Here is a 19463-nt window from a genome sequence, read left to right on the forward strand (position 1 = left end):
TAACGATCCTAATAAAAAAATGAATGAAAGTTTGTATGAAGATTGTTTTTATTCAAGATATCATAATGTTTATTTCGATAAAAAGAAGAAGTTATATTATAGAATTTTTGTTCCAGGGCAAGATATAGAAAAAAATGATAAACGATTACGTAAATTAGTTTCAAATCCAAAATCAATATCTGTAATTGTTTTTAACAAAAATTTTGAAAAAATTTCTGAGCTTTTATTAGATAATTACAAATTCAATATAGTTGCATTTACTAATGATAATGGATTTTATATTTCTGTAGATAATGAATTTAGTAGTAACAAAAATGTAAATCTCCCTAATTTATTAAAATTTAGAAGATTAGGTTTTTAATTTCAATAATTTATTTATGAAATATATTTATATATACATTTTAATTTTTTTTTCTACTCAAAGTTGTGTAAAAAATGAAAAAATCCAAACTGAATCTGAAATATTGAAAGAATTCATAGAAAGTAAAAATGTTGTTTTTAGTAGATACGAAAATATAATTATTATCCCTTTTAATGGTTGTGGTGAGTGTACTAAAAAAGTATTAAAATATTTCAATACTGAAAGTAGTAAGAAAAGTTTGTTTATTATTTCGGAAATTAATAGGTCAGATTTAAAAATGTTGAATTTAAAATTTAATAAATGTCTTTTTGATTATGATTCTGAATTAGTTAGTTTAGGTGTGTTAGAGAATAAACCTTTGCTGTATAAAATTAACAATGAAGATTTAGTTTTTATTTCAAAAATTGATAACAGTAATGTAGATAAAATTATTTTAAAAATTTAATATTTCTATTATAGATTTAAATTGTGAACTTCTTAATATAATTTTGAAACCTTGTGTATTTTCACAAGGTTTTTTTTTAAAACTTACAACAAATGATATCTTTAATTATAAAATGTAACAAATATTCATTTTTGGCAACAAATTTGTAATCATCATCAATCAACTAACCAGAGGTGTAGGCTTTTGGTACATTAAAAACGAATAGTCATGTTAAAAAGATTTTTTATTCTTTGTTCGGGAGCGGACAAAGATCTTATTGCCACTTGCTCCGATGGCGAACAAAACAAATATGCGGGTATAGGAGCTACCGTTTTTTTTACTGCTGTGATGGCTTTTATCGCCAGTGCTTATGCCTTATATACGGTTTTTGATAATGTGTACATGGCTGTATTTTTTGGTCTTGTTTGGGGCTTGCTTATTTTCAATTTAGATCGTTTTATAGTATCTACCATTCGTAAGAAAGGTAATTTTATGGACGAATTCATTCAGGTTTCTCCGCGAATTGCTTTGGCGATTATCATTGCAATTGTAATTTCTAAACCCTTGGAAATTAAAATTTTTGAAAAAGAAATTAATACGGTATTGTTGAAGGAAAAGAATGAAATGGCTATTGCCAACAAGAAACAAGTAGCCGATTATTTTAAAACCGATGTAGATAAAAACCAAGCCTCTATTGATAGTTTGAAGAATCAAATTAAAGCTAAAGAAAAAGAGGTAGCGGCGTTGTATCAATCGTATATAACTGAAGCCGAAGGTTCTGCGGGAACGAAAAAAATGGGTAAGGGACCTATTTATAAAGAAAAGCGTGCTGCTCATGATGCTGCAATAAAGCAATTGGATTCCTTAAAAGTGAGTAGTGCTAAAACGATTGCCGAAAAAGAAGCAAAAGGTAAAACATTACAAGCCGACTTGGATAAAAAAGTAGCGGATTCTCAACCGATTATTGATGGGTTTGATGGTTTAATGGCGCGTATTAATGCGTTGAATAAATTGCCTTTTTTACCTTCGTTTTTTATTATGTTGTTGTTTTTGGCTATCGAAACGTCGCCGATTATTGCCAAGCTATTAGCGAGTAAAAGCGAGTACGATTTTAAATATGAAGATGCCGAAATCAGTTATAAAACCATAATAGAACAAAATGCTTACCAGCGTGATTTACAAAAGAAAACTAGTGCTGAAATGTACGACGGAGTTTATAACGATTTACGTGAAGATCAAGAACTTTATGAACTAAAAAAGAAAAACGCCAAAGCGGTTTTAGAAATGCAATCGCAGGAATATTTGAGTAAGTTTAAGAAGGTATAATTTATTTATATATAGCAAAAAAATCCTGAAGAAACCTTCAGGATTTTTTATTTTTTAAAGTATACTTTAATTATGCTTCAAATGGAACAACAGATACATAAGATTTGTTGTCACCTTTTTTCTGGAATTGTACAACTCCATCAACTTTAGCATGTAAAGTATGGTCTTTACCCATGTAAACATTTTGTCCTGGGTTGTGCTTTGAACCTCTTTGTCTAACAATGATGTTTCCAGCAATAGCAGCTTGACCACCATAAATCTTAACGCCTAAACGTTTCGATTCTGATTCTCTACCATTCTTCGAACTACCGACACCTTTCTTGTGAGCCATGACGTAATATTTTTAATTGTTATTCTTCAGTTTTTTTAGTTTTTGTTGCTTTTGCTTTCGGTTTAGCTTCTTCAGCACCTTCTGCTACTTCAACGTCAGCTTTTTTAGTTGCTTTTTTCTTAGCTCCTGTTGCTGAAATTCCCTCAATTAAAATTTGAGTTAACGCTTGTCTGTGACCGTTTTTCTTTTTGTAACCTTTTCTTCTTTTCTTTTTGAAAATAATTACTTTGTCACCTTTTAAGTGTTGTAACACTTTAGCTTCTACTGAAGCACCTTCTACAGCTGGGGCGCCTAGAGTGATGTTCCCGTTATCGTCAACTAATAATACTTTGTCAAAAGTAACTTTAGTTCCTTCTTCTGAAGCTAAACGGTGAACAAAAACTTTTTGGTCTTTGCTTACTTTGAATTGTTGCCCTGCTATCTCTACGATTGCGTACATAACAATATGATTTTAATTAAATTTTAAGTTTGCAAATATACGTCTTTTTATTTACCCTGCAAGATGTGGTGTCTTTTTTTTATCCAAATAGCTTTTTGGTTAATTTTTATGCCTTTTTTGTAACATTTTTATTTTTTTTAGACCTATCTTCGAACATGTTATATTAACTACAAATTTATTATGAAAAAAATTGTAATGGCTTTAGGAACTATGGCTATGCTTGGAAGTACTGCACACGCGCAGAAAGTAGCATTTGAAGAGTTCGATTTAGAGAATGGTCTTCATGTGGTTTTACATCAAGATAATTCGGCTCCAGTAGTAGTTACATCAGTGATGTATCACGTAGGAGCAAAAGATGAACAACCAAATAGAACTGGTTTTGCTCACTTTTTTGAGCATTTATTGTTTGAAGGTACAAAGAACATCGGCCGTGGTGAATGGTTCAAATTAGTGACGGCGAATGGAGGAAACAATAATGCTAATACGACTGACGACAGAACGTATTATTACGAAGTTTTTCCTTCTAACAACTTAGAGTTGGCTATTTGGATGGAATCTGAACGATTAATGCATCCTGTAATCAATCAAATTGGTGTAGATACGCAAAATGAGGTGGTTAAAGAAGAAAAAAGATTAAGAGTTGATAACCAACCTTATGGTAATTTATTAAAGGCGGTTAAAACCAATATGTTTAAAGTGCACCCTTATCGTTGGACAACCATCGGTGAAATGGAACACTTAGATGCAGCTACGTTAGAAGAATTTCAAGCTTTCAATAAGAAATTTTACATTCCTAATAATGCTGTGCTAGTTGTAGCAGGTCAGTTTGATACTGCTCAAGCAAAAGAATGGATTAAAAAATATTTTGGAGCAATTCCTAAAGGAACACCGGTTACACGTCAAAAATATGAAGAGGCTCCTATCACCCAGCAAATTAATGCTAAATGGGAAGATCCAAACATTCAAATTCCAATGATTGTTACGGCTTACAGAACGCCTTCTATGAAAACGCGTGATGCACGTATTTTAGATATGATTTCGACATATTTATCTGATGGTAAATCTTCAGTTTTGTATAAAAAATTGGTAGATGATAAGAAAAAAGCTCTTCAAGTGGCAGCTTTCAATTATAGTCAGGAAGATTACGGAACGTATTTCATTTATGGTCTACCTATGGGTTCAACTACAACGGATGATCTAGTAAAAGAAATTGACGAAGAAATTGTGAGACTTCAAAAAGAGTTAATTTCTGAAAAAGATTTCGAAAAACTATTAAACAAATTTGAAAGTAATTATGTAAGTGCCAATTCAAGTGTAGAAGGTATTGCAGATAATTTAGCTACTTATTACATGCTTTATGGGGATATTAATTTGATTAATACAGAAATCGATATTTACCGTTCTATTACAAGAGAGGAAATTAGAGAAGTAGCTAAAAAATACTTAAATCCAAATCAAAGATTAGTATTGAATTATGAACCAGCTAAAGAGAAAGCTCAAAAATAATCAAATCAAGATGAAAAAGTATATATATATAGCAGCCAGTTTATTTTTAACAATGACGATGCAAGCACAAGATAGACCGATGCCAAAATCAGGTCCAGCACCTGCAATAAATATTAAAAAACCAGAAACTTTTACTTTAAAGAATGGTTTAAAAGTAATGGTGGTGGAGAATCATAAGTTGCCTAGAGTTTCTTATAATTTGACTATTGATAATGCACCTTATGCAGAGGGAGATAAAAAAGGAGTAGCTGATTTATTGTCAGCAATGATTGGAAACGCTACAGAAACTATTTCTAAGGAAAAATTCAATGAAGAAATCGATTTCTTAGGAGCAGATATGAGTTTTTATGCATCTGGTGCATCTGCAAATGGATTGTCACGTTATTCTTCAAGAATATTAGAACTGTTAGCTGATGGAGCTTTAAATCCAGTATTTACACAAGAGGATTTTGATGCAGAAAAAGCAAAATTGATTGAAAGTTTAAAATCAAATGAGAAGAGTGTGCCCGCTATTGCAGGTAGAGTTGAAAATGTATTAGTATATGGTAAAAATCACTATAATGGTGAATTTACTTCAGAAGAGACATTGAAAAATGTTACCTTACAAGATGTGATTAATAATTATAACACTTATTTTGTTCCTGCTAATGCTTATTTAGTTGTAGTAGGAGATGTTACTTTTAAAGATGTTAAGAAGAAGGTGGAAAAATTATTTGGTGGTGACAATTGGAAAGCAGCGGCTCCTCCTATGTTATCTTATAATGCGCCTAAAGATTTGCAGTATTCTCAAATTAACTTTATAGACATGCCTAATGCGGTTCAGTCTGAAATTTCATTAGTGAATTTGTCGTCTTTAAAAATGACAGATAAGGATTATTTTGCAGCATTAATGGCGAACCAAATTTTAGGTGGTGGAGGTGAAGGAAGATTATTCCTTAATTTGCGTGAAAAACACGGTTGGACTTATGGGGCTTATTCTTCTTTATATTCTGGAAAATATATAGGTAAGTTTAAATCAAGTGCTTCGGTTAGAAATGCAGTTACTGATAGTGCTGTTGTCGAATTTTTTAATGAATTAAAAAGAATCAGAACAGACTTAGTTTCTGCGGAGGAATTAAAAAATGCAAAAGCGAAGTACATTGGAAATTTTGTGATGCAAATTGAAAAACCAGCTACTATTGCTCGTTATGCGTTGAATATAAAAACGCAAATGTTACCTGAAGATTTTTATGAAAATTACATTAAAAATATCAATGCAGTAACAGCTGAAGATGTTAAAAATGCAGCTAATAAGTATTTCTTGGCAAACAATACAAGAGTAGTAATCGTTGGTAAAGCAGCAGATGTTTTGCCTAATTTAGAAGCCACAGCAAAAAAAGAAGGATGGCCTATTGCTTACTTTGATAAATATGGTAATTCAGTACAGAAACCAGCGGTTAAGAAACCTGTTCCTGCAGGAGTAACAGCACAAACTGTCGTTAAAAAATATGTTGATGCTATTGGTGGCGAAAAGGCACTAGCTGGAGTAAAAACCTATATGTTGTTTGCGAAGGGTTCTATTCAAGGACAAGAATTAACTTTGACTCAGAAATTGTCTTCAGCTAAAAAATTATCTTTTATCATTTCTGGTATGGGTATGGAATTAGGTGGTGTTAAAATAAATGACAAAACTGGTTTTGAAATTCAACAAGGACAAAGAAAAGAAATGGATAAGGAGAAATATGCCGATTCAAGATCTAGAGCTGTTCCATTTATTGAGTTAGAATTGTTAAAGGCAAAAGATATCACATTAGAGGGTATTGAAAACGTAGAAGGTGTGGAGACTTATGTGGTTAAGTTTGGGAAAACGAAATATTTTTATGATACAAAATCAGGATTGAAAGTAGCTGAAGAAAAAGAAGTGGAAAGAAATGGTCAGAAATCTTCGCAAACGGTTAATTATGATGATTATGTAGATGTAAAAGGAATTAAATTCCCATACAAAATGACGTTAAATGTGGGTATGCCTTTAGAGTTTATTACACAAGATGTAAAAATTAATGAAGGTGTGACAGATAAAGATTTCGAATAATCATTATTTGTTTCAATACAAAAAAGGCAGTGTTTTTAAACACTGCCTTTTTTATTTTTTGTTAGTGATGTATACACCAATTAATATAATGGCTGTTCCGATGACTTGTAAATAGCTCACCTCTTCATGGTCTATAAGACTCCAAAAAGTGGCTACAATAGGTATTAGATACGTGACATTAGAGGCAAAAATAGGAGAGGAAAGCTGTATTAATTTATAAAAGTAAATATTTGCCAAGCCTGTGCCTATAATCCCTAATAGTGCAACATAAATTAAGGGGTTAAAATATAAGTCTAAAGTCGGATTTGAGTTTATAAAAGTAATTTCAATTGTGAAGTTAGTAAAAGCTAATATTGTTATTGCTGGTAATAATAAAAAAGCAAAATTTCCAACGGTAATAGTAAATGGGGTAACGTCTGCTAAATATTTTTTTACTAAATTGATATTACTAGCATAACACCAAGTGGCTACAAGTACTAGCAGTGCATAATAATAATTTTTATTAGGATGACTATCAGCTCCAGCATAAACTAATATTAAACATCCTATGATACCTAAAACAATGCCTCCTAGTTGTTTTCGGGTAAAGGTCAGTCCAAAAAAGAAACTCCCTATAAGTAAGGTGTTTAAAGGTGTAAATGAGTTTAATGTTGAACTAATGGAACTACTAATTTCAGTTTGTGCTAATGCGAATAGAAATATTGGAAAGAAATTGCCTAAGAGTCCAGCTCCAATAATAGGAACGATTTTATTTCTTTTGATATTGAATAATTCTTTCCATCCTATGCTTAATAAGAAAATAGAAGTAAAAATTATACGCAATGCCCCTAATTGAAAAGGGTTCAATCCTCCCTCTAACCCCTTTTTCATTAATATAAACGAACTTCCCCAAACTAAGGCTAGTGCGGTTAATATAAACCATTTAGTGTTTTTTGTTTCCATAGTAAATAAAAAAAGGCTGTCTATTTAGACAGCCTTCAAAATTAGTGTATTTTTTAAGATTATGCTAAAGCAGCTCTTCTAAATCCTGTAACTGTTAAGTTAGCGTCTACTGACTTAACATAGGCTGCAACGTTCATTGAAGGTTCTTTAATGTAATCTTGATTTACTAATGTATTATCTTTAAAGAAACGAGCAATTTTTCCTTTAGCAATGTTGTCTAACATAGCTTCTGGTTTACCTTCTGCTCTTAATTGATCTTTAGCGATTTCAATTTCTTTCTCGATGATTGAAGCATCTACTCCGTTTTCATCTAATGCAATTGGAGCCATTGCAGCGGCTTGCATAGCAACGTTTCTTGCAGCTTCGTCACCACCGTCAACTTTAGCAGATAAAGCTACTAATGTAGCAATTCTGTTTCCAGCATGGATGTATGAATTAACAAAAGCACCTTCTAATCTTTCGAAAGCACCGATTTCAATTTTCTCACCGATAACTCCAGTTTGTTCCATTAATTTTTCATTAACAGTAATTCCACCAAAGTCAGAAGCTAAGAAAGCATCTTTATCAGCATAATTTAATGCTTGGTTAGCTAAATCAGTAGCTAATTTTACGAAACCTTCATTTTTACCTACGAAGTCCGTTTCACAGTTTAATGAAATAATAACACCCACAGTGCTATCAGCATTAACAGCAGCAATAACAGCACCTTCAGAAGACTCTCTGTCAGAACGGTTAGCCGCTACTTTTTGACCTTTTTTTCTTAAGATTTCAATTGCTTTTTCAAAATCACCTTCAGCTTCTACTAAAGCTTTTTTACAGTCCATCATTCCGGCACCTGTAATTCCTCTTAATTTATTAACGTCAGCAGCAGTAATTGACATTTGTACTATGTTTTAAAATGAATAATAAATTTTGTTGTAAAAAAAGTAATTCCAAGCCTTAAATCCCAAATTCCAAATATATCAAATCAACAATAAATTGTTAAGTGAATTGGAACTTGGAATCTAATTCTTGGAATTATATATTTTTATTCTTCGCTAGCGTTAGCTTCAGCTTGTACAGCTGGTGCATCAGCAGGTTGCTCTTCTTTCTCAGCTTTTCTATCAGATAAACCTTCTACAATAGAAGCAGATACTAAAGATAAAACTTTATCGATTGATTTAGAAGCATCGTCATTAGCAGGGATAACGAAATCAACCTGACGAGGGTCAGAGTTGGTATCTACCATTGCAAACACTGGAATGTTTAATTTCTTAGCTTCTTTTACAGCGATGTGCTCAGCTTTGATATCTACTACAAATAGAGCAGCTGGTAATCTTGTCATATCAGCAATTGAACCTAAGTTTTTTTCTAACTTAGCTCTTAAACGCTCAATTTGTAATTTTTCTTTTTTAGATAACGTGTTGAAAGTACCGTCTTTTTTCATTCTATCAATAGAAGCCATCTTTTTGATTGCTTTACGGATAGTAACGAAATTAGTTAACATACCACCTGGCCATCTTTCAGTGATGTAAGGCATGTTACAAGCTGCTGCTTTCTCAGCAACGATGTCTTTAGCTTGTTTTTTGGTAGCTACGAATAATACTTTTCTACCTGAAGCAGCAATTTTCTTTAAAGCTTCATTAGCTTCTTCAATTTTAGCTGCAGTTTTATATAGATTGATAATGTGTATTCCATTACGCTCCATATAAATATAAGGAGCCATGTTTGGATCCCATTTACGAGTCATGTGTCCGAAGTGTACACCAGCCTCTAATAATTCTTTAACTTCTACTTTGTTTGCCATTTTTGTAATAGTTTACGTTCTGTTGACTTAGCAATGATTAAGTAGCGATTGTTTCGGTCTTAACCATTTAGATGCTAAACTAACCTCTTTTGCAAGAGATAATAACAACAATTTTAATAAATAATTTATATTAACGTTTAGAGAACTGGAATCTCTTACGAGCTTTCTTCTGACCGAATTTTTTACGCTCAACCATACGTGGATCTCTTGTTAGTAATCCTTCTGGTTTTAAGATGCTTCTGTTTTCTGCTTCAACTTCACACATTGCTCTAGCAATAGCCATTCTTACAGCTTCTGCTTGACCTGTTGCACCACCACCATAAACATTGATTTTAACATCGAAATTGTTTTCGTTGTTTGTCATTGTTAACGGCTGTAATACTTTGTACTGTAAGGTAGCAGTAGGGAAGTAATTTGCAAATTCTCTTTTGTTAACAGTAATGTTCCCAGATCCTTCTGTAACATAAACACGTGCAACTGCACATTTTCTTCTACCGATTTTGTGAATAGTACCCATTACTTAAGATCGTTTAAATTTACAGTTTTAGGCGTTTGAGCTGCGTGTTTGTGCTCAGGACCTACATAAACATTTAAATTACGGAATAATTGTGCTCCTAATTTGTTTTTAGGTAACATTCCTTTCACAGCTTTTTCTACTAAAATAGCTGGGTTTTTTTGTTGTTGAACTCTAGCAGTTAAAGTTCTTTGTCCTCCTGGATAACCTGTGTGACGCATGTAAATTTTGTCATCCAATTTGTTTCCAGTTAAGTTAATTTTCTCTGCGTTGATAACAATTACGTTATCTCCACAATCAACGTGAGGGGTATAATTAGGCTTGTATTTACCTCTAAGTAACATGGCTACTTTTGAAGCAAAACGTCCTAAGTTATGACCCTCAGCATCAACAACAATCCACTGCTTGTCTGCAGTAGCTTTGTTCGCTGAAATTGTCTTGTAGCTTAATGTGTTCACTTTGCTAATAATTTTAATTAAACATTCCATTCCCAATTAAGGGAGTGCAAAAGTACAATTATTTATCAATATTACAAATCCATTTCTTAATTTCTTTTTCATTGATTTTAAGACGCTTAATTTGCATGAATGCAGAGGCGTCAAAATCAAAATCATAAATAAGATATTTTTTTCCTATTTTTGAACCTTAAAATGTGTTTCAATGAAGTCAAAAGCAACACTAAAAGAATTAGCGAAAGAGTTAGGTGTGTCCACTTCAACGGTTTCCAAAGCCTTGAGTGATAGTCCAGAAATAAGTGAGGTTACTAAACGCAAGATTAAAGAGTTTGCTCAACTACGTAATTATAAGCCTAATAGTGTTGCTAAAAATCTTAAAAATAAAAGGACTCATACTATAGGAGTGATTCTGCCAAATATTTTGAATCCTTTTTTTGCTAAAGTTTTTTCGGGTATTGAGAAATACGCTAATAAAAGAGGGTATAATTTAATTACTTGTACTTCAAATGAGTCGCTCACTAAGGAAAAACAAATGTTAGAGATGTTGGATAATGGTGCTATAGATGGCTTTGTTTTGGCTCTTGCAAAAGAAACACAAAAAGAAAATAATCTCGAACATTTAAAACAAGTCATTAAAGGAGGTACACCTATAGTATTGTTTGATAGAATAGCCAATGAATTGAAATGTGATAAAGTAATTGTTGATGACTATGAATCAGGTTTTCATGCTACACAATATTTAATTGATACAGGTTGTAAAAGAATTGCAATTGTGTCGACTATCGAGAATTCAAGTGTAGGTGATTTGAGAGCTAAAGGTTATTTTGAAGCTTTAGCTAAGAATCAAAGAGATAGTGATTCTGATTTGATTTTATTGGCACAAGAAGAAAAAGAATTTGATTCAAAAATTGAAGCTCTTTTAGATGAGAAACCTGATGGTATTTTTGCACTTAATGAACATGTTTCGGTTGCTACCATGAAATTAGCTTTGAAGAAAGGTTTTCGTATTCCAGATGATTTGTCAATAATTGGTTTTGCTGACGGCTTGTGGTCTAGACGGATGACACCAAGTTTGTCTACCGTGAGTCAACATGCGCCAGAAATTGGCCAAAAAGCAGCCGAATTACTCATTGAACGCATTGAACAAGAAATAGATTCTGAGGAATTAATCGTTTATAAAACTGAAATAATCAAAACAGAATTAAGAAAAAGAGATTCTGTTCGAAAGTTATAAATTCCAGTTGTTTAATTGCTGTATGGCATGATAAGCGGTTAAATCAAATTGTACTGGAACTATTGATATGTAATCATGTGCTAAGGCCCACTCGTCAGTGTCTTCTCCTTTGTCATGATTTACAAATTTACCAGTTAGCCAATAATATTCTTTTCCCATTGGGTTAATTCGTTTGTCGAATTCTTCTTCCCAGTAGGCTTTGGCTTGACGACAAACTTTAATTCCTTTAATAAGTTCTGTTTTTGGGAAATTGACATTTAAAATAACACCTTCTGGTAGACCATGGGTTAAAACTTCTGTTACAATTTTTTTTATATAGGGTTTTATTGGTTCAAAATTAGCATTCCAACTATAGTCGCATAGTGAAAAGCCAATGGAAGGGATACCTTCGATGCCTGCTTCAACCGCAGCACTCATAGTTCCTGAATAAATAACATTAATAGAAGAATTAGAGCCATGGTTGATTCCAGAAACGCAAAGATCAGGTTTTGATTTCAAAATTTCATGTACGGCCATTTTAACACAATCAACTGGAGTTCCCGTGCAACTGTAGGCATGATCAGTCTCTAAATAATTAGGGTGATGTTTAACTTCTAAAGTGTTGTTTATTGTAATGGCATGTCCCATACCACTTTGTGGGCTATCTGGAGCAACTATAGTTACTTGACCTAACTCTTGCATTACCTCAGTCAATGCTTTTATTCCTGGGGCTGCAATGCCATCGTCATTGGTAATTAAGATTTGGTAATTCTTCATTGTTGCTGGTGTTAAATTATTTGCTAAAATATTATTTTTTATCTATTATTGGATATTAAAATATTAAATTTGTTTGATTGTAACGTTTTAACAGAATTAACGTCAAATTTGGCATAGTTTTAGAAATATTAATGGAAAAGATTATTGAATTTATGAAGAGAAATTATAAAGTAGTTTTGATTATAGCGGCATTATCTGCAGTATTGTGGAGTTTCATGCCAACAAAAAAAGTAGCAGATGATGATAAAGATAAGGTGTTGCTTGAATTACTTTCATTTGTTTTAGAGAAAGGACATTATGCGCCAATTGAAATCAATGATGACTTTTCAAAAAAGGCTTATGCCGCCTATATAGCGTCTATTGATCCTACTAAACGTTATTTTACTCAACAAGACATCAATGAATTTAGTAAATATGAGTTAAGAATTGATGATATAGTTAAAGACAAAGATTTGACTTTTTTTGATTTAACGTATAATCGCTTGATGAAACGTATGGCCGAATCTAAAACGATTTACACCAATTTGCTGGCTAAGCCAATGGATTTTAATGCAGATGAAACCCTAAATGTGGATTATGAGAAGTTGCCTTATGCAGCTAATGAAGTTGAATTGCAAAATAGATGGAAGAAAATTTTAAAATTAACGTTGCTGTCAACAATAACTGATAAAGAAAAATTAGAAGAAGAAAAGAAATCTAAAGAAGCTAATTATCAAGTCGTGCCTTTTTCTAAACTAGAAGAGGAAGCAAGAAAATCAACTAAAAATAATTTAGATAATAATTATTCGTTTATAGCTGAGTTAACTCGTGAAGATTGGTTTTCAATGTTTTTAAATGCTATTGTTACTCAATATGACCCACATACTTTTTATTTTTCACCTGAAGATAAGGATAAGTTCGATGTGAGTATGAGTGGTAAATTTGAAGGTATTGGGGCACGCCTTTCAAAGAAAAATGATGCAGTGGAAATTGTCGAATTAATTAGCGGTGGACCTGCATGGAGAGGTAAACAATTAGAAGCAGGTGATGTTATCTTAAAAGTGGCGCAAGGAAATGATGAACCTGTAGATATTTCTGGTATGCGTTTAGATGATGTAATAAAAAAAATAAAGGGCCCCAAAGGAACTATTGTAAAGTTAACCGTTAAAAAAGTAGATGGTACAATTAAAGTAATCACTATTACACGTGATGAAGTAGAAACAGAGGAAACATTTGCTAAATCATCTGTTGTTGAAAAAAACGGAAAAAAATTTGGTATCATTTATTTACCTAAGTTTTATATTTCATTTGAAAATAAACAAAAACGTGACGCTTACAAGGATGTTGCACAAGAAATTGAAAGACTAAAAGAGGCAAAGGTTGAAGGTATCATTGTGGATTTAAGAGATAATGGCGGAGGTTCTTTGGAAACAGTAGTTAAAATGGTAGGTTTATTTATTGAAAAAGGGCCAGTAGTTCAGGTGAAGGCTGCTGGAAGAAAACCTGAAGTTTTGCCTGACCCAGATCCACAAGTACAATGGACAGGGCCTTTAGTTGTAATGGTGAATAATTACTCTGCTTCTGCCTCTGAAATTTTTGCTGCTGCAATTCAAGATTATAAAAGAGGAATCATAATTGGAAGTAAACAAACTTATGGTAAAGGGACGGTTCAAAATGTTTTTGAATTGAACCAATTCTTGAGAACAAATAAATTTGGTGATCTTGGGGCATTAAAAGCAACTACTCAAAAATTCTACAGAATTAATGGTGGTTCTACTCAATTAGAAGGTGTAAAGAGTGATATCGTAGTCCCAGATCGTTTTGCTTTCATTGAAACTGGGGAACGTGATGAAAAAAATGCTATGGCTTGGGACAAAATTGAGCCAGCTCCTTATGCTCCTGTAACAACTGGTTTTGATTTACAAATAGCCAAAAGTAGAAATAGAATTGCTTCAAATACTCAATTTAAATTGATTGAAGAAAATGCAAAATGGATTAATGATAGAAAAGAAGATAATATAGTACACCTTAGATATTCAGATTATAAACAAGAAATGGCTGATTTAGATAAACAAACAACTAAATTTAAAGCTATTCAAGAGTATAAAAATGGATTAGTATTTAATTCTCTTCCCTATGAACAAGAATTGTTTAAAACAGATGATCTCTTAAAACTTAAGCGTGAAAGATGGCATGATGATATGCAGAAAGACATATATGTTGAGGAGTCTTTAAATGTATTGAATGATTTAACTGTAAAAGATTTGAAGGATATGGTTAAGAACAATAAAAAGAGAAAGACAAAGGAAATTACGGCTGTTAAATAATAAAAAACGCGTTAGAATTGCACTGCCCCCAAAAAGTTAGACACTATTTGGGGGTATTTTTATGACATTGTCCTAAAGTTTATGTGTTAAAAATAATGGGGTTTGACTTTTAATTAAAGTTGAACTCTTTTTTCAAATATAGCTAAGAACTTTTTCTCTTAGGATGTTTTCATGAAATTTTTTGGGTAACTAAAATTTTTCAGTTGCTTGAATTTTTATTGAATTTTAGGATTGAAACTACTAATACATTCTTTTTTTGTGCTTAAGTAATACTAAATTATAAAGAAGATTAACACTGATTAATAATAATTTTGGAATTCATTAGATTCAAATTTGATTGAATTGCAGTGCATTGAGTATTCCCAAATAGTATTATTTTGACTGTTTATTATTAGAGTTTAGTTTGGTTCTCTTTAAAATGTAAGTTGTATTTATTTGACATACGATTTTACCAATGTTAAAATAATGAGTTACCATTCATTCACTTTGTTCGCATCCAATTTAATAAAAATAAATAACATTATAGTAAATGCCCATAAACTTGAACCTCCATAAGAAAAGAAAGGTAAGGGAACACCAATAGTAGGGAATAGCCGTATTAACATGGCTATGTTTACAAAAAAATGAGTAAAGAGATAAGTTGCTACACAATAACCGTAAACCCTGCTAAATTTAGTTTTCTGTCGTTCAGCCAAATAAATGATTCTTAGAAATAACCCAACAAATAGGGAAATGACTAATAAGTTGCCCATAAATCCCCATTCTTCGCCAACAGTGGTAAAAATATAATCGGTGTGTTGTTCAGGTACAAATCCTCCTTTGGTTTGAGTTCCTTCTAAATAACCTTTTCCTAACAACCCTCCAGACCCAATGGCAATCATGGATTGATGTAGGTTGTACCCTTCTTTTTTAAGATCTACTTCTTTTCCAAGTAAAACATTTATACGTTCTTTTTGATGCGGCTCTAATACATTGTCGTAAACAAAACTTACGGAGAAAGCAAATGCAGATATGGCTAAAAAAATTAAAAAGTAGACAATGGGATTCCTAGAAATACGTCTATTAAATACATAGTGAATAAGCATTATGATAAAAATAATGGCTATTAAAAAAATAGGCTTTACAATTAATGCTGATAAAAAAGTGACAATAGCGATTGCTCCAGTCCATAAATACCATGAAGGTAAACCTTCTCTGTATAGCACGAAAACTAAGGACAAAAAAATCATAGCACTTCCTGCGTCAGGTTGTAATAAAATTAAAAACACAGGCAATCCAATAATCGCAAAAGCAAAGTATTGAAATTTACTTTTACTTAAATTTACTTGTGCGTCACTTAAATACTTAGATAAAAGTAAGGCTACTGCTGTTTTGACAAATTCAGAAGGTTGAAACCCAAATCCACCAAACTGGTACCAATTGGTTTGTCCTTTTTTGGTAACTCCAAACACAAATAATCCTAAGAGTAGAAGTATACCAAAACTATAGAACACCAGTGAAAACCGTTCAAATAATTTTGAGTCTACAAAAAGTATAGTGAATATTAGAGGAATTGCAATGATAATAAACATCAATTGCTTGCTATAATGTTGTCCAAATTCAAAAGTGTATTCTTGATCGGCAGGCACAGTTACAGAATAAATAGTCATCCATCCAAAGATAACTAAGATGGTATAGAGTAGGATGGTGATCCAATCAATCGAACTACTTAAACTTTGATTTTTCATTTATTTATTTCTTAACTGAGTCTTTTGATTTATTTGTCTTTGCTTTTATTAGTTTTAAACGAATGGAATCTTGTTTAGTCAAAGTAAATTTCGGCATAAACTCACTATCTTTTCTAGGATATAATTTTGCATATTCCCAATTTAAATTTCCTTCTAACATTCGTTTTTCAAGATCGGTTCGTGTAATTTTTTTATTGATGTATTTTTCTATCATCAAGGTGGCAATTGGGCCAGCCCAACGATTTCCCCAATATCCATTTTCTACAAATACAGCTATGGCGATTTTAGGATTGTGTCTAGGAGCGAATGCAACAAAAATAGAGTGGTCAGTCAATTGAACTCGTTTTCCATTTAGTTTGGTGAAGTTTTCTGCTGTTCCTGTTTTTCCGCAAATTTCTAAACCTTGAACGCCTAAACCTGCGGCTGTACCTAGGTTATAAACATCAAATAACCCATCTATCACTGGTTCAAAGTGTCTTGATTCAACAGAAGTGGTATGTTTCGTGGTGTATTTAGAATCAATCTTATGATTCTTAATTTTCTTAATTACGTGTGGTGTATAATACCAACCCTTATTGGCAACAATGGCCATCATGTTAGCTAATTGTATGGGAGTCATTAAAACTTCACCCTGACCAATTGAATTTGAAATAATTGTTGAGGAACGCCAACCACCATTTGGATAATAATGGTCGTAAAATTTAGAACTTGGAATATGACCTTTTCTTCCAGGAGGTAAATCATAGCCTAAAAATTGTCCCAACCCAAAACTTTTCATATGCTTATTCCATTGGTCAACTCCAATTTTGGGTTTACTGTATTTTTCAATAGTTCTTTTGTAAACTTGTGCAAAATAAGTATTACATGATTTATAAATTCCATTGTGAAGTTTGATGATTCCTCCAGGGCAGTGACAACGCATGAAAGCTCCACGGCCATATGAAAAACCATGACTACAGGTAAAAGTAGTTTCAGTATTAACAACACCTTCTTGTAAGCCTACTAATCCAGTGAGTATCTTAAAAGGTGAACCTGGGGGGTATTCTGCTAATAAACCTCGATCAAAAAGGGGTTTGGCAATGGAATCGTTATATAATTTTGTGTAGTTTTTTGAGCGTTCTCTACCTACTAATAATGATGGTTTATATGAAGGAGCTGTAACTAAAGCAAGAATTTCTCCTGACTTAGGTTCAATAGCAACAATCCCCCCCCGTTTATTAATCATCAACTCTTCTCCGTATTTTTGTAAATCTCCATCAATAGAAAGGGTTATGTCACTTCCTTGTTGAGCGATGGTGTCAAATTTTCCTTCTTTGTAAGATCCGATTTCACGGTTGTGTTTGTCTTTTAAAATGTATTTTACACCTTTTACGCCACGCAAAATATCTTCATAAGCCTCTTCAACACCTTGTCTGCCAATTAAGTCACCACTTTTATAATAAGGATTCTTTTCAATAATTTGGTCGTTAACTTGTGTGATAAATCCAAAAATATTAGCGCCATAATCTACTTGATAATCTCGTAAAGCTCTTTTTTGAATATAAAAACCTTTGTATTTTCTAACTTTTTCCTGAAAAGCAGCAAATTCAAGTTTATTCAATTGTGCAAGGAAAACGGAAGGAAGTCTAGGACTGTATATTTTTGCTTTATCAATTTTTTTTAGGAATTCATCTTTGGTAATTCTTAAAATTCGACAAAATTCGAGTGTGTCAATGTTTTTAACTTCATTGGGCACTACCATAATGTCATAAGAGGGCTGATTAGCTACTAAAAGTTTTCCATTACGGTCATAAATATAACCTCGTTCAGGGAAATCGTAGTTAATTTTAATGGCGTTGTTTTCTGATTTTATTTTTAGCGTTTCATCAATTACTTGTAAATAAAAAAGACGAATCAATAAAATAACAGCCGTTACGATAATGATAGTAGGTAATAATGTCTTTCTCATTTTCTACTTGGCTTTATTAAATAGATGCTAATTACACAGATGATAAATGTGAAAATCGTACTTAATATGGTACGAGAAATAATTTCAAAAAATAGATCTAAACGATATACTTCTAAACTAAACAAAATAGTATGATGGAAAAGAATCGATATCATAATGAAAGTAAAACGATCCACTGAAAGTTTGTCTGCAATACGAATGGTTTGGTATTCATAACTCAATCCAAAAGCAAAACGCAAGAAACTCGGACGTAGATAAGCTAATAATAAACAAGCCGTTGCGTGCACTCCGCCACTGTCACTGAAGATGTCCATAACTAAGCCTAGGAAAAAACTAGCTGTAATGAATCCAAACTTATTAGAATTGATAGGGTAAAGAATAATGAATAGAATATAAACATAGGGATCAATCCATCCTCCAAAATTGATCTGATTAAGAACGAAAATTTGAATGATTAGTAAAACAACAAACCGGATGCTATTTAAAATAAAATTGCTATTCATTATTATTTATTGACTTCTTTTTCTGAAGCGGCTTCTAGGATTTCTTTTTCTTTTCTTTTCTTGTTTTCAATAATGTAAACATAACCTAAATTAGTCATGTCATTAAATAACCGTACATTGATAACAAATTTATTAGTTGATTTATCAATGAAAATTTTATCAATTTTACCCACAGGGATGTTTTCAGGGAAAATATAAGATTGACCACCTGTTACAATGGTATCTCCTTTCTTAAGAGTGGCTAATTTTGGTACATCAATTAACTGAACATATCCTGTGTTTTTTCCATCCCAAGTAATTGAACCAAAGTGATTTGAATTTTTAATTTTTCCATTGATTGGATTATTAGTGTGTAGAATGCTAATAACAGTCGCAAAATTTTTAGTGGTTTTATCTACTATGCCTACTACTCCGCGATCACTAATAACGCCCATATCACCTTTAATCCCTTTTAAGTTTCCTCTATCTAATGTTATGTAATTTTCTTGTTTCTCGTATGAATTTTTTATTACACGAGCTGGGATTACTCTAAAGTCCGTAGCAAAAGAAGGGGCGCTCTTTAAGTCAATTACTGTATCTTTAGTGTTGAATAGTAATTCCTTTAATCGAGCATTTTCTAGTGCTAATTCTTCATTTTTGGCTCGTAAACCAAAATACTCTCTTACATTGTTAATTTTTTCATAGGTATAGCCTGAAATACTATTTGCTGAATGAATATATTGACTTCGATGATAAGAATGCGACTGAATAGTAAGCATTAGTGAAATGCTTAGAAGCAGCAAAAACAGCAATCTATAGCTGTTTTTTATAATAAAATAGATGATTTGCTGCATT

General features: G+C 32.2%; 19 protein-coding genes. 7 read left to right on the plus strand and 12 right to left on the minus strand.

From position 1 onward, the window contains the following. From QZ824_RS00345 to QZ824_RS00355, 3 genes are all read left to right on the plus strand, one after another. On the plus strand, positions 1-361 hold a 361-nt coding region (locus tag QZ824_RS00345), incomplete at its 5' end, for a DUF4221 family protein (protein WP_291274059.1). Between the two features lie 16 nt (positions 362-377). Further along, positions 378-806: a hypothetical protein gene (locus QZ824_RS00350; RefSeq protein ID WP_291274060.1), complete on the plus strand. Its 429-nt coding sequence runs from the start codon at positions 378-380 to the stop codon at positions 804-806. A 207-nt stretch (positions 807-1013) separates the two neighbouring features. Further along, positions 1014-2111 (plus strand): DUF4407 domain-containing protein, encoded by a 1098-nt coding sequence (locus QZ824_RS00355; protein ID WP_291274061.1) that lies wholly within the window; start codon positions 1014-1016, stop codon positions 2109-2111. Positions 2112-2181: 70 nt separating this feature from the next. On the opposite strand, the gene rpmA is transcribed toward QZ824_RS00355, so the two are convergent. Continuing rightward, the gene (gene rpmA, locus QZ824_RS00360; RefSeq protein ID WP_014387567.1) at positions 2182-2442 is read right to left on the minus strand and encodes a 50S ribosomal protein L27; all 261 of its coding nucleotides are present in this window, start codon (positions 2440-2442) and stop codon (positions 2182-2184) included. Between the two features lie 19 nt (positions 2443-2461). Next, positions 2462-2881 carry a 50S ribosomal protein L21 gene (rplU, locus tag QZ824_RS00365; RefSeq protein WP_291274062.1) on the minus strand — a complete coding sequence of 140 codons (420 nt, stop codon included), beginning with the start codon at positions 2879-2881 and terminating at the stop codon, positions 2462-2464. Positions 2882-3061: 180 nt separating this feature from the next. Between rplU and QZ824_RS00370 the strand changes: the two genes are divergently transcribed. After that, the gene (locus tag QZ824_RS00370) at positions 3062-4387 is read left to right on the plus strand and encodes a pitrilysin family protein (RefSeq protein WP_291274063.1); all 1326 of its coding nucleotides are present in this window, start codon (positions 3062-3064) and stop codon (positions 4385-4387) included. 10 nt (positions 4388-4397) lie between these two features. Continuing rightward, positions 4398-6458, plus strand: coding sequence for an insulinase family protein (locus QZ824_RS00375; RefSeq protein ID WP_291274064.1), 2061 nt, complete (start codon positions 4398-4400; stop codon positions 6456-6458). Between the two features lie 51 nt (positions 6459-6509). Here QZ824_RS00375 and QZ824_RS00380 read toward each other — a convergent pair whose 3' ends face one another. The 5 genes from QZ824_RS00380 to rplM form a co-directional block, all read right to left on the minus strand. After that, positions 6510-7400, minus strand: a complete 891-nt coding sequence (locus QZ824_RS00380) for an EamA family transporter (RefSeq protein WP_291274065.1) — start codon at positions 7398-7400, stop codon at positions 6510-6512. 59 nt (positions 7401-7459) lie between these two features. After that, positions 7460-8281, minus strand: coding sequence for a translation elongation factor Ts (gene tsf, locus QZ824_RS00385; RefSeq protein WP_291274066.1), 822 nt, complete (start codon positions 8279-8281; stop codon positions 7460-7462). A 146-nt stretch (positions 8282-8427) separates the two neighbouring features. Then, positions 8428-9186: a 30S ribosomal protein S2 gene (gene rpsB / locus QZ824_RS00390; protein WP_291274067.1), complete on the minus strand. Its 759-nt coding sequence runs from the start codon at positions 9184-9186 to the stop codon at positions 8428-8430. Positions 9187-9316: 130 nt separating this feature from the next. Further along, positions 9317-9703: a 30S ribosomal protein S9 gene (gene rpsI, locus QZ824_RS00395; protein WP_014387574.1), complete on the minus strand. Its 387-nt coding sequence runs from the start codon at positions 9701-9703 to the stop codon at positions 9317-9319. Beyond that, positions 9703-10158 (minus strand): 50S ribosomal protein L13, encoded by a 456-nt coding sequence (gene rplM / locus QZ824_RS00400; protein WP_291274068.1) that lies wholly within the window; start codon positions 10156-10158, stop codon positions 9703-9705. The genes rpsI and rplM overlap by 1 nt, the downstream gene beginning before the upstream one ends. Before the next feature lie 202 nt (positions 10159-10360). Here rplM and QZ824_RS00405 point away from each other — a divergent pair, with 202 nt between their 5' ends. Next, positions 10361-11389 (plus strand): LacI family DNA-binding transcriptional regulator, encoded by a 1029-nt coding sequence (locus QZ824_RS00405; RefSeq protein WP_291274069.1) that lies wholly within the window; start codon positions 10361-10363, stop codon positions 11387-11389. On the opposite strand, the gene surE is transcribed toward QZ824_RS00405, so the two are convergent. Further along, positions 11384-12145, minus strand: a complete 762-nt coding sequence (gene surE / locus QZ824_RS00410; RefSeq protein ID WP_291274070.1) for a 5'/3'-nucleotidase SurE — start codon at positions 12143-12145, stop codon at positions 11384-11386. The genes QZ824_RS00405 and surE overlap by 6 nt on opposite strands. A gap of 131 nt (positions 12146-12276) precedes the next feature. On the opposite strand from surE, the gene QZ824_RS00415 reads away from it, so the two are divergent. Beyond that, a complete protein-coding gene (locus QZ824_RS00415; protein ID WP_291274071.1) occupies positions 12277-14451 on the plus strand; it encodes a carboxy terminal-processing peptidase in 2175 nt (724 codons plus the stop codon). A 470-nt stretch (positions 14452-14921) separates the two neighbouring features. Here QZ824_RS00415 and rodA read toward each other — a convergent pair whose 3' ends face one another. Genes rodA through mreC form a run of 4 tightly spaced genes read right to left on the minus strand, consistent with a single transcriptional unit; the run spans position 14922 to position 19462 of the window. Next, positions 14922-16178 carry a rod shape-determining protein RodA gene (rodA, locus tag QZ824_RS00420; protein ID WP_291274072.1) on the minus strand — a complete coding sequence of 419 codons (1257 nt, stop codon included), beginning with the start codon at positions 16176-16178 and terminating at the stop codon, positions 14922-14924. 4 nt (positions 16179-16182) lie between these two features. Beyond that, positions 16183-18126 (minus strand): penicillin-binding protein 2, encoded by a 1944-nt coding sequence (gene mrdA, locus QZ824_RS00425; protein WP_291274073.1) that lies wholly within the window; start codon positions 18124-18126, stop codon positions 16183-16185. Continuing rightward, positions 18123-18629, minus strand: coding sequence for a rod shape-determining protein MreD (mreD, locus tag QZ824_RS00430; protein ID WP_291274074.1), 507 nt, complete (start codon positions 18627-18629; stop codon positions 18123-18125). The genes mrdA and mreD overlap by 4 nt, the downstream gene beginning before the upstream one ends. A 2-nt stretch (positions 18630-18631) precedes the next feature. Next, positions 18632-19462, minus strand: coding sequence for a rod shape-determining protein MreC (gene mreC / locus QZ824_RS00435; protein ID WP_291274075.1), 831 nt, complete (start codon positions 19460-19462; stop codon positions 18632-18634). Position 19463: the final 1 nt, after the last annotated feature.

Source organism: Flavobacterium sp. (assembly GCF_021151785.1).
In the GTDB taxonomy this organism is placed as follows: Bacteria; Bacteroidota; Bacteroidia; order Flavobacteriales; family Flavobacteriaceae; genus Flavobacterium.

Coding starts and splice junctions, on each gene's coding strand:
- QZ824_RS00370 (WP_291274063.1), top strand. CDS start 3,062: ATGAAAAAAATTGTAATGGCTTTAGGAACTATGGCTATGCTTGGAAGT.
- rpsI (WP_014387574.1), bottom strand. CDS start 9,703: ATGGGTACTATTCACAAAATCGGTAGAAGAAAATGTGCAGTTGCACGT.
- mreC (WP_291274075.1), bottom strand. CDS start 19,462: ATGCAGCAAATCATCTATTTTATTATAAAAAACAGCTATAGATTGCTG.
- QZ824_RS00405 (WP_291274069.1), top strand. CDS start 10,361: ATGAAGTCAAAAGCAACACTAAAAGAATTAGCGAAAGAGTTAGGTGTG.
- rplU (WP_291274062.1), bottom strand. CDS start 2,881: ATGTACGCAATCGTAGAGATAGCAGGGCAACAATTCAAAGTAAGCAAA.
- tsf (WP_291274066.1), bottom strand. CDS start 8,281: ATGTCAATTACTGCTGCTGACGTTAATAAATTAAGAGGAATTACAGGT.
- mreD (WP_291274074.1), bottom strand. CDS start 18,629: ATGAATAGCAATTTTATTTTAAATAGCATCCGGTTTGTTGTTTTACTA.
- rodA (WP_291274072.1), bottom strand. CDS start 16,178: ATGAAAAATCAAAGTTTAAGTAGTTCGATTGATTGGATCACCATCCTA.
- surE (WP_291274070.1), bottom strand. CDS start 12,145: ATGAAGAATTACCAAATCTTAATTACCAATGACGATGGCATTGCAGCC.
- QZ824_RS00355 (WP_291274061.1), top strand. CDS start 1,014: ATGTTAAAAAGATTTTTTATTCTTTGTTCGGGAGCGGACAAAGATCTT.
- rpmA (WP_014387567.1), bottom strand. CDS start 2,442: ATGGCTCACAAGAAAGGTGTCGGTAGTTCGAAGAATGGTAGAGAATCA.
- QZ824_RS00350 (WP_291274060.1), top strand. CDS start 378: ATGAAATATATTTATATATACATTTTAATTTTTTTTTCTACTCAAAGT.
- mrdA (WP_291274073.1), bottom strand. CDS start 18,126: ATGAGAAAGACATTATTACCTACTATCATTATCGTAACGGCTGTTATT.
- rpsB (WP_291274067.1), bottom strand. CDS start 9,186: ATGGCAAACAAAGTAGAAGTTAAAGAATTATTAGAGGCTGGTGTACAC.
- QZ824_RS00375 (WP_291274064.1), top strand. CDS start 4,398: ATGAAAAAGTATATATATATAGCAGCCAGTTTATTTTTAACAATGACG.
- QZ824_RS00380 (WP_291274065.1), bottom strand. CDS start 7,400: ATGGAAACAAAAAACACTAAATGGTTTATATTAACCGCACTAGCCTTA.
- QZ824_RS00415 (WP_291274071.1), top strand. CDS start 12,277: ATGGAAAAGATTATTGAATTTATGAAGAGAAATTATAAAGTAGTTTTG.